15 protein-coding genes are annotated in these 17,117 nt (G+C 44.3%); 12 read left to right on the top strand and 3 right to left on the bottom strand.

Annotated features, from left to right (window positions below):
• Positions 1-273: 273 nt before the first annotated feature.
• From AC5ELV_RS18805 to AC5ELV_RS18780, 6 genes are all read left to right on the top strand, one after another.
• On the top strand, positions 274-1,299 hold the full coding sequence (locus AC5ELV_RS18805; RefSeq protein WP_493431393.1) for a methionine ABC transporter ATP-binding protein: 1,026 nt from the start codon (positions 274-276) through the stop codon (positions 1,297-1,299).
• Positions 1,289-1,951 (top strand): methionine ABC transporter permease, encoded by a 663-nt coding sequence (locus AC5ELV_RS18800; protein ID WP_493431392.1) that lies wholly within the window; start codon positions 1,289-1,291, stop codon positions 1,949-1,951. Before AC5ELV_RS18805 ends, AC5ELV_RS18800 begins: the two co-directional genes overlap by 11 nt.
• Positions 1,952-1,994: 43 nt before the next feature.
• Positions 1,995-2,882, top strand: coding sequence for a MetQ/NlpA family ABC transporter substrate-binding protein (locus tag AC5ELV_RS18795; protein WP_493431391.1), 888 nt, complete (start codon positions 1,995-1,997; stop codon positions 2,880-2,882).
• 64 nt (positions 2,883-2,946) lie between these two features.
• Positions 2,947-4,155, top strand: a complete 1,209-nt coding sequence (locus AC5ELV_RS18790; RefSeq protein WP_493431390.1) for a M20 family metallopeptidase — start codon at positions 2,947-2,949, stop codon at positions 4,153-4,155.
• 200 nt (positions 4,156-4,355) lie between these two features.
• The gene (locus AC5ELV_RS18785; RefSeq protein WP_493431389.1) at positions 4,356-5,789 is read left to right on the top strand and encodes a purple acid phosphatase family protein; all 1,434 of its coding nucleotides are present in this window, start codon (positions 4,356-4,358) and stop codon (positions 5,787-5,789) included.
• Positions 5,790-6,001: 212 nt separating this feature from the next.
• Complete coding sequence (locus tag AC5ELV_RS18780; protein WP_493431388.1) at positions 6,002-7,228, top strand: RtcB family protein; 1,227 nt, start codon at positions 6,002-6,004, stop codon at positions 7,226-7,228.
• Between the two features lie 149 nt (positions 7,229-7,377).
• Here AC5ELV_RS18780 and AC5ELV_RS18775 read toward each other — a convergent pair whose 3' ends face one another.
• Complete coding sequence (locus tag AC5ELV_RS18775) at positions 7,378-8,268, bottom strand: shikimate dehydrogenase (protein ID WP_023987138.1); 891 nt, start codon at positions 8,266-8,268, stop codon at positions 7,378-7,380.
• 29 nt (positions 8,269-8,297) lie between these two features.
• Positions 8,298-9,488, bottom strand: a complete 1,191-nt coding sequence (locus tag AC5ELV_RS18770; RefSeq protein WP_493431387.1) for an MFS transporter — start codon at positions 9,486-9,488, stop codon at positions 8,298-8,300.
• A 216-nt stretch (positions 9,489-9,704) separates the two neighbouring features.
• Between AC5ELV_RS18770 and AC5ELV_RS18765 the strand changes: the two genes are divergently transcribed.
• The 3 genes from AC5ELV_RS18765 (at position 9,705) to aroD (ending at position 12,879) form a co-directional block, all read left to right on the top strand.
• Complete coding sequence (locus AC5ELV_RS18765) at positions 9,705-10,616, top strand: LysR family transcriptional regulator (protein ID WP_307353952.1); 912 nt, start codon at positions 9,705-9,707, stop codon at positions 10,614-10,616.
• Between the two features lie 129 nt (positions 10,617-10,745).
• Positions 10,746-12,011 carry an MFS transporter gene (locus tag AC5ELV_RS18760; protein ID WP_493431386.1) on the top strand — a complete coding sequence of 422 codons (1,266 nt, stop codon included), beginning with the start codon at positions 10,746-10,748 and terminating at the stop codon, positions 12,009-12,011.
• A gap of 103 nt (positions 12,012-12,114) precedes the next feature.
• Positions 12,115-12,879 (top strand): type I 3-dehydroquinate dehydratase, encoded by a 765-nt coding sequence (gene aroD, locus AC5ELV_RS18755; RefSeq protein ID WP_493431385.1) that lies wholly within the window; start codon positions 12,115-12,117, stop codon positions 12,877-12,879.
• Positions 12,880-12,982: 103 nt separating this feature from the next.
• On the opposite strand, the gene AC5ELV_RS18750 is transcribed toward aroD, so the two are convergent.
• On the bottom strand, positions 12,983-13,555 hold the full coding sequence (locus AC5ELV_RS18750) for a shikimate kinase (protein ID WP_493431384.1): 573 nt from the start codon (positions 13,553-13,555) through the stop codon (positions 12,983-12,985).
• Between the two features lie 553 nt (positions 13,556-14,108).
• Between AC5ELV_RS18750 and AC5ELV_RS18745 the strand changes: the two genes are divergently transcribed.
• The 3 genes from AC5ELV_RS18745 to AC5ELV_RS18735 all read left to right on the top strand — a co-directional run bounded on the left by AC5ELV_RS18745 (position 14,109) and on the right by AC5ELV_RS18735 (position 17,030).
• Positions 14,109-14,801: a pectate lyase gene (locus tag AC5ELV_RS18745; RefSeq protein ID WP_322157500.1), complete on the top strand. Its 693-nt coding sequence runs from the start codon at positions 14,109-14,111 to the stop codon at positions 14,799-14,801.
• 179 nt (positions 14,802-14,980) lie between these two features.
• Positions 14,981-15,976, top strand: coding sequence for an aminoglycoside phosphotransferase family protein (locus AC5ELV_RS18740; protein WP_493431383.1), 996 nt, complete (start codon positions 14,981-14,983; stop codon positions 15,974-15,976).
• Between the two features lie 55 nt (positions 15,977-16,031).
• Positions 16,032-17,030 (top strand): glycosyltransferase, encoded by a 999-nt coding sequence (locus AC5ELV_RS18735; protein WP_493431382.1) that lies wholly within the window; start codon positions 16,032-16,034, stop codon positions 17,028-17,030.
• Positions 17,031-17,117: the final 87 nt, after the last annotated feature.

Here is a 17,117-nt window from a genome sequence, read left to right as displayed (position 1 = left end):
TTTGCAAATATACGGTTAGCCTTATTTGGCTTTGTAGCCCTAAAAGTGTAAGCAATTGTGATGACAGGAGTCAGAAGGCTATATTCATTTTTTATTGACAGATTCTCCTTCTTGTCTTAAGGTGTTAACAATGCAATATGCAGTTAAATAATCCCACCTTCGGTCAAACGAAGATTAGGGAGTTTTTTTTAGGACATAAATCCGATTAAATCCACCGGATTACTAAAAAGGGATGGAGGAATACATACATTGTAGACGTAAGGAGGAAGCAGTTTGATAAAGTTTGAACAAGTTAGCAAAATATTTACCTTACCCAATCGTAAAGTAAATGCACTCGAAGAGGTTTCGTTATCGGTTGAAAAGGGAGAGATTTTCGGCGTGATTGGCTTTAGCGGTGCAGGTAAAAGTACGCTGCTGCGGCTTGTCAATTTACTGGAACGCCCCTCAGAGGGACGGATTATCGTTAATGATCAGGATGTTACTCAGATACGACCCAAGGAACTAAGAAATTTAAGAAGGCGGATTGGGATGGTATTTCAGACCTTTAATTTGTTTAACTCTCGTACTGTATATGGGAATCTGGCTTATCCGCTAAAGCTGGCTAAATTGCCCAAAGCACAGATAGATGCTCGTGTTAAAGAATTGCTTCAATTTGTTGGATTGGAGGACAAAGCGGATTCCTATCCAGAGCAGCTATCTGGCGGACAAAAGCAGCGGGTCGGCATTGCCAGAGCACTGGCGAATTCGCCTGATATTCTCATCTGTGATGAAGCGACCTCAGCACTCGATCCGGAAACGACAGAAGACATATTGAGGCTGCTGAAAAAAGTGAATGAGAAGTACCAGATTACAATCTTGCTCATCACCCATGAAATGAACGTGATTCGCAGTATTTGTGACCGTGTGGCAGTGATGGAGAACGGTAGGGTGATTGAGCAGGGCAGTGTGTTCGATGTATTTGCCAATCCACAGACGAAGACGACGAAAAATTTTATTCGCTCTGTACTGAATGATCAGCTCTCACCCAAACTACTGAGCAAGATTCGGGAGCATCACGCTGGCCGATTGTACAGACTTGTTTTTCGGGGTGGAGCGACCAGTGAACCAGTGCTTTCTAGAGCGACACGGAAGCATAATCTGGATTATAACATTGTATATGGAAGTATTAATGAACTACAGGGAGCGCTGTTCGGAAGTTTAATTGTCGAGTTAATCGGTGCTGAAGACGAGGTTAACAAGGTCGTGGAAGAACTGCGAACGACGGTGGAAGTCAGGGAGGTCGTCGATCATGAGAGTTAATTGGGATACGTTTTGGCTCAAGATAGTGGAGGCTACGGGTGAAACGCTTTTGATGGTCGTTGTCACGCTGTTTTTTGCCACTATTCTAGGACTTATGATTGGTTTACTGCTGTATGTGACACGTAAAGGGAGCTTGTTTGAAAACAAATTTGTGTTTCTGTTTCTAAACCTGCTGATTAATATTATCCGCCCGATTCCATTTATCATTTTTTTAGTGGCGATTAGCCCCTTTACGCGTTTAATCATGGGGACCACGATTGGAACCTCGGCGGCAATTTTCCCAATGACTATTGTAGCGGCCTTTGCTGTAGCGAGAATTGTGGAAAATAATCTGGTCTCCATAGATCCAGGCATGATAGAAGCTGCCAAGGCGCTGGGAGCGACTCCATTTCAGATCATCACGGGTGTGTTGATTCGGGAAGCGCTGGGACCTTTGATTCTTGGGTTGACGTTTATTACCGTAGCCTTGATTGATTTCTCTGCCATGGCTGGTACGGTGGGAGGAGGTGGCCTTGGGAACCTGGCAATGACTTATGGTTATCAACGATTTGATACCTCGGTCATGATTGTCACGATTGTTTTGCTGATTATTTTTGTACAGATCGCCCAATATGCGGGGAACTACTTGTCTCGTAAATTTCTACGGCGCTAATGGGAACAGAGTATTATACATAACGATTAAAGGGGAAATGAAAATGAAAAAAATATTTCGCTTGGGTTTACTAGCTATTCTTAGTGTAGCGGTTCTATCTGCTTGCTCAGCTAACGGATCGGGCTCAAATGAAAATGGAAAAGTACATGTTAAAATCGGGGTTTCAGGATCTGAGGACACGTATTGGGATGTACTCAAGAAGAAAGCAGAGGCTAAAAATATTGAAATTGAGCTGATCAGTTTCTCGGATTATACATTACCCAATAAGGCGCTCGCCAATAAAGAGGTGGATTTGAATTCCTTTCAACATTTGGCCTTTCTCAGTCAGTTTAATGTAGAAAATGATGTGAATATCGTCCCTATTGGTGCAACGATTATCGCTCCGATGGCACTGTACTCTGAAAAATTCAAAAACGTATCGGATATTCCTGACGGCTCCAAAATTGCTATACCGGATGATCCCTCCAATCAGGGACGGGCTTTAAAACTGCTCCAATCTGCCGGGCTGATTAAGCTGAAGCAGGATGCAGGCCTGTATCCGACCACGGATGAAATAGAAGGTAATCCTAAAAAGCTGGACATTGTCCCTGTTGTTGCCCAACAGACGCCGCGCGTCTTATCTGATGTAGCTGCCTCAGCTGTGAACAGCGGTGTTGCTACGGACGCCGGGCTCAAGCTGGATGGAGCCATCTACAAGGATGATGCAAGCAGCGAAGAAGCGAAGCCATATGTGAACGTGTTTGCTGCCCGTGCGGAGGATAAGGATAATGCGACTTACAAAACGATTGTGGATTTGTACCATGATGCTGATGTAGCCGAGGCGGTAAAACAGGATTCCAAAGGAGCTAACGTCGTGGTAGACCAGTCTGCCGAAGAGCTACAGACCACATTGGATAAGCTGGTAGCAGATGTTAAAGCACAAAAGAAATAAGAATGTTGAGCAGAAGTAGGGTTGGGAGCATACTAATCTATTTTCGAAACGAGGAGAGATTGTGATGAGTACAACGAATACGGTCGATACGCATAGACAGCGGATTATTGAGAAGATTGAAGAGTCTCGTCAGCTTTACACGGAAACGAGCCGGTTTATTCATGCTAATCCTGAAATCGGCAATCAGGAATTTCAAGCTTCGCAGGTACTGACGGGTATTCTGGAGCAAGCGGGGTTTGAGGTAACTCGTAATGTAGCGGGACACGAAACCGGATTTGTTGCTCGTAAGGCTTCTGCTAGAACAGGTCCGAAAATCGGATACTTGGCTGAATATGATGCATTGCCCGGTCTGGGCCATGCTTGTGGCCACAATATTATCGGAACCGCAAGCACGGCAGCAGCCATCGCCTTGGCGCAGGTGATTGACGAAACGGGAGGTGAGGTGTATGTGTTCGGTACACCAGCGGAAGAAGGCGGCCCTAATGGCAGTGCAAAAGGCAGCTTCGTGAAGCACGGGCTGTTCGAAGGGATTGATGCTGCACTGATGGTTCATCCATCTGGTGTGACCCGGCTGACCTCACCGAGTCTGGCAGTTGACCCGCTGGATTTTCATTTTTACGGCAAAGCGGCTCATGCCGCAGGATCGCCAGAGCAGGGAATCAATGCGCTCGATGCGGTGCTGCAGTTGTTCAGCGGGATCAATGCTTTGCGTCAGCAACTGCCGACCGATGTGCGTATTCATGGCATCATCACGCATGGAGGAGACGCGCCCAATATCATTCCGGATTATGCGGCGGCACGCTTTTTCATTCGGGCCAGCACTTGGCAGCGCACAGAGGAGGTTTCTACGAAAGTTCGCCATATTGCACAAGCCGCTGCATTGGCAACAGGAGCCACTGTGAAAATCGAGCGTTTTCAAAATGAAGTGCGTGATTTCATTCTGAACGATACGCTGGACGAAGTAGTAGGTCGGGAACTGGAAGCGCAGGGAGAACAGCTGGATCGTGGCCCTCGTGCCGGACTGGGTTCGACGGATGCGGGAAATGTGAGCCATGTTATCCCGACTGCACATGCTTACATTAAAATAGGTCCGGATGATCTCATCGCTCATACGGTGGAATTCAGGGAAGCGGCTGGCTCTGAGAAGGGTGAGGAAGCCTTAGTGACTGGAGCTAAAGTGTTAGCCTTGTCAGGCTTGGAGCTACTGGTGAATGAAGCACTACTGGTTGCGGTGAAGGAAGATTTTAAGCGTACGCATTCAGCGGCACAGTAAGTTAAATCCACGCAGGGCATAGCAGAGCCGTCTAATATGAGTGTTATAGTTGAAGAGGATATCCGACAGCCTGGTTGGCTGCATGGATATCCTTTTTCATTTTTACAAATTACTATATTTCCAAAAACAACGTATTAACATTTGATTGATATGATCATATTTATAATTTTTACATATTAACTACACAGAGGAGTGTACACATGTTTAAGAAGTTTCAAAAATGGTCAGCAACATCTATGTCTGTTGCTCTTACGCTAGGTTTGATTACTGGCATGTCAGCCTTGCCTGTCCATGCTGAGTCATCAGGGAATACAGATCATGGTATTAGTAAAGTTACAGCTACATTTTATGGAGACACAAAAGGCTCCAAAGGATTTACCTGGTATACTTCAAAACTTTCCACGAAGAGCACTGTTCAAGTAATCAAGAAAACAGCTTCTGAAGCTGATTTTACGAGTGCTCTTACATTTGAAGGCACTTCCTCTCCATCAACCAATTCTGCAGAAGAGCTTGTCCATAAAGCTATAGCTACAGGTCTTCAAGCGGACACAGCTTATTATTATCGTGTGGGTGATGCAGCGCGCGGGATATGGAGCGAAACAGGTACGTTTCAAACAGCTCCTAAGAGCGGTGAATTTACCTTCATTGATCTAGCTGATACACAAGCAAAAAGCGAAGATGAAGCCATATTGTCTTCACAGACGCTCGAAAAAGCACTTCAAACCGTAAATAATGCTCAGTTTGTAGTTCACAACGGAGATATCGTAGACACCGGTACCAAAGAAGAGCAGTGGGACTGGTTGTTGGGGCATTCACAAAAAAGTCTTTTGAATACAACGATTGTTCCTTCAGCAGGTAATCATGAGGATGAGAACTACGCTTTTTATGAGCACTTTAATATTAACCAACCAGCTGGTTCTGCTACTAAAACAGGAGCATACTACTCCTTTGATTACAGCAATGCTCACTTTATCGTACTGAACTCCAATGAGGACTCAGAGAAATATGCCAATTTTTCTGAAGATCAAGTCGAATGGTTAAAAAAAGATGCTGCGGCTGCCAAAAAGGCAGGTGCAAAGTGGATCATTGTTAACATTCATAAAGGTCCTTACACTACCTCTAATCATGCAACAGATTCTGACATCATGGATAAGAATGGAGTTCGTAACCAAATCGCTCCACTAATGGCCGAACTTGATATCGACTTTGTCGTGCAGGGGCACGATCATATTTACGCTCGTACGAAACCAATCAACCAAGAGGGTAAAGCAACAACGCCAACCAAATTAAAAGATACATTAAATGATAAGACGATTGAGTATAGTGTGAATCCAGATGGAAGTATCTATGTCATCCCAGCAACCGCTGGCCCCAAAGTCTACTACAAAAACCCGAGTGAAAAGCTTGGAGATAAGTACTATAATCTCTTTGACCTAGCTGAAGAGAATCATGCGGCAGTATATGGACCGGATCCGAGTGACAATCGTAGACCTACACGAGGACAGGTACAGAATTTTGTTGGCATCACCGTAGACGAAAATAAACTTACAGCCGTAATCTATGAAATTGATCAAAACAAAAATGATGCCAAACCTTTTATTGTGGATCAATTCGGAATCATCAAAAAATATTAGTATAATTGATTTAATGGTTTCTAAGTGATCATAAAAGGATATCCTACAGCCTGTTTGGCTGCAAGGATGTCCTTTTTCATTTTCTTATGGGGACGTCTGATGTTGTGCTTGTAATACTTACGCCCTGTTCGGAAGCTGGTAAACCGTACATAATGCAATTAACGACTTTATAAGTTTGGACATGGAGCCACTTACAGGAGGATGAAACGACGATGGCTTATCAAGAAATCAATGGAGTACGCGTATGGGGAGCACCTGATCCAGGGGCATTATCTCAAGCCCGCACATGTGCCGAAAACGGTAATGTAATTCAAGCGCTGCTGATGGCAGATCATCATAAAGGCTATAGTCAGCCGATTGGCGGTGTGATGGTGTATGACGGACAAATTTCGCCTTCAGGTGTTGGGTATGATATCGGCTGTGGAAATAAGGCGGTAAGAACCAAGCTGTTTGCAGCAGATATTATGCCGCGTATTTCAACCGTGATGGATGAGATTGCACGTCATATTTCGTTTGGCGTAGGTCGTGTGAATGCACTTCAGGTAGACCATGAGCTGTTCGATGACCCGGATTGGGCAGTATATGCGGCGATTGGGAAACAAGAACATGACAAACTGAAGTCCTTGGCGAGAGAACAGCTGGGCACAGTAGGGAGTGGTAACCATTTTGTTGATGTATTTGTGGAGGAAGCGACAGAACAGGTCTGGATTGCCAATCATTTTGGCAGTCGGGGCTTTGGACACAAAACAGCAAGCGGGTTTCTAAACTTGGCCGCTGGACGAGAGTTTCTCGGAAAGGCGCCGGGAGAACATATGGATCAGCCGCCTGTGCTGCTGGATATGAGCAGTGAGTTGGGGGACATGTACTACCGTGCGATGCGCCTTGCCGGACGCTATGCGTATGCGGGACGTGACTATGTGATAGAACAAGTGCTTGGTATTATGGGGACCGAAGCGGACTTTACTGTGCATAACCACCATAATTACGCATGGAAAGAACAGCATGATGGGCGTGACACCATTGTGGTCCGTAAAGGTGCTACTCCCTCGGCACCTGGCCAGATGGGCTTTATTGGAGGAAGCATGGGCGATATTTCGGTGATTGTACGTGGAAAAGATACGGTAGAAAACCGGGAGTCCTACTATAGTACAGTTCATGGGGCAGGTCGTATTATGAGTCGTACCCAGGCAGCTGGTAAAATGAATTGGAAAACCCGCACACGGAGTGGTGGACAGGTCACGGACGTACAGATGAAGGAGGCTGTTCGGAACTATGGTGTCGAGCTGCGCGGAGCCGGTACAGATGAAAGCCCGTTCGTCTACCGTAAGCTGCGCGAGGTACTGGACGCTCATTCCGAGACCGTGGAAGTTATGCATGAACTGAAGCCTATTGGGGTGTGCATGGCTGGGGCCAATGAATTTGACCCTTATAAGGATTAGTGAAAAGAGAAGACGGAATAGTGCTGTACCCATAAAAAAGATGATGCCCGGCAGAAGTGTTCATTCGCCGAGCATCGTTTTTAAAGTACATATATGCATATATAATAGAAAGAATTCATTGCTTGATGCGTTTGTTAGTAGCTTTATATTTACAGCTTGTCAGCAAAAAGTTGTTCTTTAATATAAGCGACTGGCATTTCTTGGCCTGTCCACAGTTCGAAGGCAAGTGCGCCCTGCCACAGCATCATGCCCAGACCATTAATGGCGGTTGCACCTACGGATTCGGCTTGCTCCATCAGCTTGGATTTAGCTGGGCTGTACACTACATCGGTTACGATCAGGTCGGAACGAAGCATGGACACATCTTCAATCACACTTTTACCTTCCAGCGGTTTCATACCAACACCTGTACCGTTAGCGAGAATATGACTTGTGCGGATCTCTTCACGTAGCTGTTCTTGATTTTCCAATGGATAGATGTTCGCCTTGACTTGGGTGTGTTTCATATCTTCATTAATAATACGGACATTCTCTTCTGCACGAGCAAAGAACTGATCGTTACGGGCAAAGATTGAAATTTCAGCCAGACCTGCTTGAGCCGCTTCAATAGCAATCGGTGTAGCTGCGCCGCCAGAGCCGACAAGTGTCATTTTCTTACCTTTCAGGTCAATGCCGTGTTCACGCAAGTTGCGAACATAACCAGATCCATCTGTACTGTAGCCTTTCAGTTTACCATCTGTATTCACGACGGTGTTGACGGCACCTGTAAATTTAGCGCTATCGTCCAGCTCGTCAAGATACTGTAAAATAGCTGTTTTATTAGGCATGGACACGTTATAACCGCGTATGTTCAGAGCGCGCATCCCCCGTACCACTTCTTCAAGTTGTTCATTTCCTACTTCAAAGGCCATATACGCGTTATTCAGGCCCAGCTTTTCAAACGCAAGATTATGCATAGCCGGGGACAAAGAGTGTCCGATAGGTGTAGCAAGCAGTCCGATTAATTGTGTTCTTCCGTCAATACGTCCAGCATTTTTCATGATATAAGCCTCCAAATAATCTGTGTAGTTTAATGAAACACTTTTTTATATCGATAAGCAACAAACACGGCCAGCAAAATACTAACTACAGCAATCGCAATATCCAGAATGAATACCGAGGTAATTCCCAAACTTTTGGACATGCCCCCGGTAGCCAAAGGCATCAGGATGAACGAAAGACTGGCTGCTATGTTCACGAGAGAAGTCGTAGTTCCTTTGTTCTTGCGGAAAAATTCCGTCATAACCGTGAGGGCAATTTGGAATATGCCTGCGGTAGACAAGCCGATTAGGAATGAACTGATCAAAGTAGCGACTGGATTGTGCCATGTAATTAAAGCCAGCAAAGAAAGCAGGGCAATAAGCGGATAGACTATCATGACGGTAATCGGTTTAATGAATCTACCAAGTACCACGGCTAACAAGATAACGGAAACCAATGAACCTATACTATAGTAGCTCAGCAGTTTAATGGCACTGGCTTTGTCCATGCCCAGGGCCTCTTGTCCAAAGGTAGGAAGCCATAGCTGCACGATCATGAACAATACAGTAGAAGTAAAACCGATAATAATCAGAGATAAACCTTCTTGCCAAAACTTAGGCTCGCTGCGGAAAGTATTTGTGGATTGGGCAGCCTCGGTTGAAGCTTTTTGTTCCTCTGCTTTGTGGTTGGGGAAAGCTGTCATCGACAAGAAGATACCGTTCAGCAGATAAATCCCTGCTGGAATAAAGAAGGAATACCCATAGAACATATCGTGATTAATAAAGAATGCAATCATGAACGGAATCATAATAGCACCGATCGAGATGGATGCTTTGACCAGCACTGTTGCAGAGCCGGCCTTTTTTCCAAAGCCTTCAATTAGTGCAGGATACGTTCCCGCATCCATCATAGAGTTGCAAAGGCCTGCGATAATGGCAAACACGAATGCCAACGAATAGTTAGGCGCAAGCGGAATGCCGATCAGAAAAATTAAATAAGCAAATGATGCAATAACAATGAGTGGTTTTCTTCCGTATTTGTCTGACATTTTTCCGGCTACCCCGAGAGCGAGCAGCTTACCGATCCCAATCGCGGACACCAGATAGCCGATGGCTGCTTTATCCGTGTTCAATTGAACGGTCAGGAAGCTCATATTCGACGAGAGAATAACATTGATCATACCCAGAAGAAAATAGTTGATGTAAAGCCCTGCTGCCATTCTGATATAAGGATTTTTCATAAGTGTAACTCCCAACTTAAATTTTAGATCAATGGCCTAGGTAGGCATCGTCCAGCTGTATTACATTACGCCTACAGATAAGTGAAATTATTCACATTCTTTCTATGTCATTATTATATAAGGAGTGTTATTATAAATCCAATGCATATTTTTATCGTTTTTCATAGTTTGGGTCTATAATTTAAAATATGAATTAAAGAAGGAGATTACATAATTATGAACCTGAAGCACTTACAATATTTTCGTGTACTTGCGGAGATGGAGCATTTTACCCAGGCAGCAGTGCGACTATGTATTACTCAACCCAGTTTAAGTCATGCGATTTCAGAATTAGAAAAAGACTTGGGAGTTCATCTGTTTGAGAAGCAGGGGAGAAATATTCGGTTAAACAAATACGGACGATTTTTCCTGAAGTATGTGGAGCATGCGATGGATGAATTAGAAAAGGGAGAGCACAATTTACGAGAGTTAGTGAGTCCAAGCCATGGAAATATAGATTTGGCGTTCATTTACACGTTAGGCTCACACTTCATTCCAGCGATCATTCAAGCCTTTTCAGCTCTGGATGCCCGTAAAGATATCTCCTTTTCGTTTCACCAAGGGAATACGAACGATATTATCCAGGGACTGAAGCAGGAACATTATGATGTGGCGTTCTGCTCTCACATGGAAAATGAACCGGATGTGGAGTTTATTCCGTTGGCTCAGCAGGAACTGGTTGTCATTGTTTCGCCTGATCATCCACTGGCGACTCTAGACCAAATTGATCTTAAGGATACGGCAGATTATCCGGTGATCTTCTTTAACAAAAAGAGTGGGGTCCGGCCCATTATTGAAAATTTGTTCGCCAAAGCGGGCGTTGAGCCACAGATTATTTGCGAGATTGAAGAGGATACAGCAATGGCAGGACTGGTGTCTGTCAATTACGGAATTGGGGTTATGCCTCGCATTTCATCGTTAGATTATTTTAACGTCAAAACATTGCCTATTGTAAATCCAGAATACGAGCGTTTTATCTACCTGGCCAGCATCAAAAATAGATATTTATCCCCGGCAGTAGTGGACTTTCGGAACTTTGCACTAAGTTACGGCAAGGAGTTCTATCTGAAAACGCATCAGCGCGTCTAGGCTGAGGTCCCGCAATATTTAAACTTGATAAATCTTAAAATGTGTTCTATACTTCATCATCGACACAGGTAATGTGAAATGATTCACATTTTTATACTACAAGACTTACTTACAAAAGCAGGTGAATTCATGATGAAACGTTCTTCTTTTCCAGTGGCGACAGGGCTTTATGTAAACTATCTTTTGTTCGGCATGTTTAATATTATGCTGGCGTCCCACATGTCCTTTTTAACAGAGCATTTGCATACAGATCAGGCGGGCATCAGTCTCTTGGTTTCTGCGATGGGATTTGGCAGGCTGTTTACCCTGTACATATCCGGGGTGCTCTCCGACCGTTATGGTCGTAAGCCGTTTATTGTGGCAGCAGGGTTACTGATGGCTGTATTTTTGGTCGGTATACCACTGAGTCCCAGCTTTGGGATGGCGATCGTACTGGCAGTGCTGGCAGGTGTAGCGAATTCTTTTCTTGATTCAGGTACTTATCCAGCGCTGATCGAAGCTTTCCCCCAAACCTCTGGTTCGGCTACAGTGTTGGTGAGAGGCTTTATATCCGTCGGGGCGGCATTTTTACCGTTAATGATTATCTTTTTTATGAATCACGATATTTTCTACGGGTTCTCTTTCTTTTTACCAGCCCTTATATTTGCTTTAAATGCAATTTACTTGTTCAAAATGAAGTTCCCAGACACGCGGGTTCAGCCACCCAAGAAGGAGCCAGTTGGTGATACTTCTGTATCAAGCGCTGAGCAACCGGTGAAATTGGAGGCAAATGAACGGAGTAAGCCGCGGTTTTGGCAGGAAGGGGTATGCCTTATCTTGCTCGGATTTACGGGACCTACCTTGCTTTATATTGTGCAATTATGGTTGCCTACTTTTGGACAACAGTTTATCGGAATGAACGAATCAGAGTCTCTCAGATTATTAGTTTATTACAATGTCGGTTCACTAGTTTCCGTGTTTGTATTGGTAATTGTGCTAAGAAAATGGGTTAAACCTGTTCACATTATTCTTATTTATCCATGTATTTCCCTGTTGGCTTTTGGAGCGCTTCTCCTTTTCAAGTCAGGGGCTGCGGCCATTATTTGTGCGAGTATCATTGGGTTTTCGATATCAGGTGTACTTCAGTTGACATTAACCGTAATGAGTGAATTTTTTAGTCAACGAAAAGGACAGATTACCGGGTTTGTTTATACAGCAACCTCGCTGTCATACACGATCATTCCTGTGTTTACAGGCTTTATGTTGAAGCATTCTCAGATATCGAGTGTTTTTATGCTAGCTATTATTGTGAATGTGCTAGGGATCGTACTGGCGGTATTTGTTAATTTTCGGTACAGTTTAGTTTTTCCAGCAAGTCGCAAATTGTCGCCTAAAATCGTACTTGAAACCAAATAAATGAAGACTGGATCTAATCATCTGCATGCTTATTCAGAATGCGTTATACTATGAATTATTGTACATGTTCGACTTGAAACTGTAATTTGGGAGTGAGATAGAGATGGCAAAAATCGTAAAGGTGAAAGATGTTCTGATCGGCGAAGGAGCGCCAAAAATTTGTGTGCCCATGGTGGGAGAAACGTTGGAGCAGTTGAAGGAAGAAGCTACCTATTTGCGTACGCTCGACCTGGATATCGTGGAGTGGAGAGTCGATTTTTTCGAACATGTGGAGGATTTGGCAAAGGTTAAAGCTGCCTTACATGAAATTCGGTCTATTTTAGCAAATGTTCCGCTCGTATTTACGTTCCGTAGCGCTCGGGAAGGCGGAGAAAAGGAAATTCGTGCGGCGAGTTATGTGGAATTGAACCGCATGGTAGCCGAAACAGGGCAAGTCGAACTTATTGATGTAGAGCTTTTCAATGAGGAAGCTGATGTGAAGACACTGGTAGAAGCAGCACATAAGCATAACGTGTATGTAATTATATCTAATCATGACTTTCATAAGACGCCGTCCAAGGAGGAGATTGTGTCCCGGTTACGTAAGGCGCAGGAATTGGGAGGCGATCTGCCTAAGATAGCAGTGATGCCAACCAATACAGCTGATGTACTCACTTTGCTGGATGCCACGCGTACGATGGCAGAAGAGCATGCAGATCGGCCGATTATTACGATGTCGATGGCGGGAAAAGGTGTCGTGAGCCGTCTGACCGGAGAATTGTTTGGTTCGGCTCTGACCTTTGGTGCCGCTAAGAAAGCTTCCGCACCGGGGCAGATTCCTGTCACTGAACTGAGAGAGATATTGACGGTGCTGCATAGCCATTCTTAAAAGACGGACGGCATTACTCGCCAGTCAGTAATATATCCGCAGTGAACCAAAAAGGAAGGCCCCCATGCGGTAAGCATGCTGGAGCCCTCCTTTTTGTGTACTCTTAATTCAATCCCCGAGTAGGTTCATACAACTCCCAACCTAGATTCAGCGTTTGAATAATATAGTCTGCGACTTCTTCCGCATCCAACTGATCCGTATCGATCTTGGAGTGATTCACCGCGTAAATGTTCTGTCTGGAACGGAAGAGATCCTCAATTTCCCCTAAAGTCTTGTTTTGTAGATTAGGACGGGTGTCAATCAGCATCTTGAGCCGATCTTTCCAGGAATCCCAATTTAAATCCAAGAAGAAAACAATCGATGAAGCCAAACAAGCTTGCTTCACCTCTTCCTGTAAAAATGCACCACCGCCAACGGAAATGATTTTAAGGCGTGTGTTGCTGCACAGCTTCAAAATATGCTCTTTTTCAATCTCACGGAAACGCTTCTCTCCATAAGTCTTGAAAATCTCGGTTGTTGGCATGTTGTATTCTTGTTCAATCTCCTGGTCAATATCCACGAAATCGCGATACAGCTTGCGCGCTAGATGGGAACCTATCGTTGTTTTGCCTACTCCCATAAAGCCGATGAGCACAATATTTTGTTCTTTTAATGGGATCTCACTATTGTTTTGCACGATAACCACTCTTTTCTCACCAGTAATGTTGAGATGTGACGCTTCAAAGCACTAAATACATTATACGTTCATCAAACGTGTCATTCAATAGTATAGACCACATCAAAAATGAGGTATAGAACGAAATAAGGTTCTGATTACCATTGTAGTGACATAGAGCACGCATACGAGACTAGATATTCAGCAATTTGATGCGTAAATTGTCAAAAAATAAACTTGTACAAGTATAAAAGAGGCAATATTGTGTACTTAATTGAAAAAAAGGACATATTTTGCCGAAAAATATATTGAAATTACTGGAAGTGTGATTATAATAGAGTTATGCAAATTGTAAATGTAATCGCTCTATTTACAATTTGTGCTTTATATTATTTATGGGATAAAGTTGCTTTGAACCAAAAACCAAGTATACATATGTAAATAGTTTAATAATCCTTTTAGACGTGTATCGGTCAATGGGTTCATTGTACGAAGGTGGTGATACGGTCTACGCGCTCTAGTCAACGAAGAATTGACAAGAATAAAAAAATATCTACGAGAGGGATGAATTGAAATGAAAACAAACACAGCTAAAGTATTGAAAAAGGGAATCAGTATCGCTTTATCAGGAATGTTGGTCGCGTTATTTGTCGGCAATTATTCCGCTCATGCTGCTCCAGAAGTCGTTAGTAAAACCATCGTTGTTAAGGCTGGACAAGTATACGACGGTAAGGGGAAGACTGTAGTCGCTGACCCAAAAACCCTGGGTGACGGAAGCCAGGATGAGGACCAAAAGCCTATTTTCAAGCTTGAGAATAATGCAACTCTGAAAAATGTGATTATCGCTGCACCTGCTGCGGATGGTGTGCACGTATATGGCAACGGCACAATCTCCAACGTAACGTGGGAGGATGTAGGTGAAGATGCATTGACGCTTAAAGAAAAAGGTACGGTAAACATTACGGGCGGTGGAGCATTCCATGCAAGTGACAAAGTATTCCAATTAAATGCCGAAGGCACGATTAACATTAAAAACTTTAGAGCCGATGATATCGGTAAGCTGGTTCGCCAACTGGGCGGCTCAAAATTTAATACGAATATGACTGTGGATAACTCGGATATTTCCAACGTAAAGGAAGCGATCCTGAGAACAGATGGTCCTAACAGCAAGGCTAAAATCACGAACACTCGTTATCACAATGTGCCGCAATTTTTCAAAGGCTTTAAATCCGGTAATACGAGCGAGTCAGGCAATACTAAATATTAATCGGAGAATAGGATAGGAGTACGGATATGAAAAGGGGCTGTCCAACAGGTCGTGTGGATCTGATTGGACAAGCCCCTTTTTTGGTACGTCGAGATACCCAAAGATGATCTAGGCTTCGTTCGGAACGAGGACTGTGATATGATCGTGCTATTACATTTTATACAAAAAGTTGGGTAGCTATGAATCCTTTTCATCAATATGTGAATGTTGACGGCACTTTGAATGATACGCTGGTGCGGAATCGTGAAATTTTATATACAGGTACGAATGGTCGGCATGTGGAACGTTTTTACGTGTCTTCCTCTGAAAGTTATATATTCAAACCGCTAACCAACGATGATCAGGAGGGGCGGGAGAGATGGGTGTATGAGCATGTGCTTCCTGCGCTATCCCCGATCTATCCCCGATTGCTAGCCTGGTCTGATGCAGACGCGGATGGCGGAGGAGAATGGATGGTTTTTGAGGACCTTGGTCCGTTACATCATCTACACGCAGACGAAACTTTATTGCGAGCTGTTGGACTTGTAGCATGGTGGCATGCTTTGCCGACGGATCGTTTTGCTGGGATGCCGCTGCGGGGACCAAAGCCACTCATTCAGGAAATGGTGTCCGAGCTATACACGCGCAAGCCGGATGTGTTACAGCTTTGCAGCTCACTGGGATTATCTAAGCAACAGATGCAGCGTATATATGTACAGCTGGAGCATGTATCTTTTTCACAGCAGCTTGTACTGTCTCATGGTGATCTTCATCCGGGGAACTATGCGCTGAGCGGGGAACGGCTTATGGTACTGGATTGGGAGCATGCTCATCTGAACACACCACTGTGGGATGTATATCACCTGATCGACATGTCCCATCCGTTGTTTCCCCGACGCATGACGTCCGAATTGCGTATTCGTATACTGGACACATACGTGGAGCAGCTGGAGCTGTTGGGGATAAGAGTGGTTCGAACGGCATTTATGCTGGAATATGGCATGTTTGCGGTAGTATTTTCGCTCTGGATGCTGTTGTTAATCACAAGTGATTTACAAAGGATTGGAACGAACCTGCATAGAAACGGTGACAAATGGTCAAAAGAGCAATTAGAGTCCCAGTTGGATGAAACGTTAGCCTGTTTGAACCAATGTGCTGCGATGATGGATTGGGGACAAGCCCAACAATGTAGATAGTAGCTTTAGACATAGACTGTATTTAGTTAGCAAAAAAAGGTGGGAAAATAAATCCATGAAAAAAGTCGGTTTGGTCATGAGAAAAATACAATTTTCTGAAGCACAGGGTCCTCGTATTTTTGCAGAACGGTTGAAGCAGATCGGGTCGGAATTGGGGGTAGACATCGTATTTGTATCACCGGAGCGCCATGTGAGCAGCCATGACTGGCTTCCGGGCTATGAGCACGAAAAGGGCGACCTGGTCAACTATGACGTCGTACTGGACCAACTCCATGAGCAGCAGATTGAGCACGTTATTTATACGGTATCTGGCTTTACCTATTTGAATATGTTTTTTAAAAACAGCGTGCTTTTTCCGCATAGTTTTCCTGATCCGGCACTTACAGGCTATGAGATGATGAAGCCTTTTTATCAGATCGTGGACAAGGCTATCGTACAGACTGCCTTTCTCAAGCAGGAGATGGCTTCGAAGTTTGGCGTAACCGATGTAACGGTCATCCCGATCGGATTTAATGAGCGGCTGGTGGAAAAGCATTTTGACCCCTCGCAAGTGGTAGAGAACCGGGTGATGTGGATTGGTAGAGATGAAGAGAATCGACGTCCGGATTTGGTGCTGGAGTATGCGAGGCATAATCCTGACAAGGATGTCTATATGGTATTTGGCGGTGAACGCTACAAGGAAAGTATGAAGAAGTACGATATCCCGGACAATGTTAAACTCCAATTTGCGTTGACGCAAGATGAGGTATTTGCACTGATGAACACGGCGAAGGTGTATTGGAGCTGCTCCAAATTTGATACGTTTGCGATGCCGCTGACCGAAGCGCTTGCTATGGGTAAAATCGTCGTGAAGCCAGAGCATCCTTGCTATGGACATATCAGCTCTACGCATTCTTTTTCAGGGAATGAGAAAAACTGGTTTGAGCTGGTCAATATGGCTGCCGCTTCACCGCGCCGGGTTTCTACAGAAAATCAGGCATACGCCATGGAACAGTTTTCAAGTCAGGTGATGAAGCAGGGTTATCGGGACTTTTTTGATCATTGGTTAAGCTGAGCGGCGAGGCAAAATACTGTGGTTGCAACTCGCGTCTGAGTATCCAGAGTGAAAATAAAAATAACCCGCAAGGGGGTCACTTTTTTT

This window comes from Paenibacillus sp. NMA1017, assembly GCF_058895805.1.
Note: the sequence above shows the minus strand (reverse complement) of the source record. Positions and strands in the feature narration are given on the sequence as shown.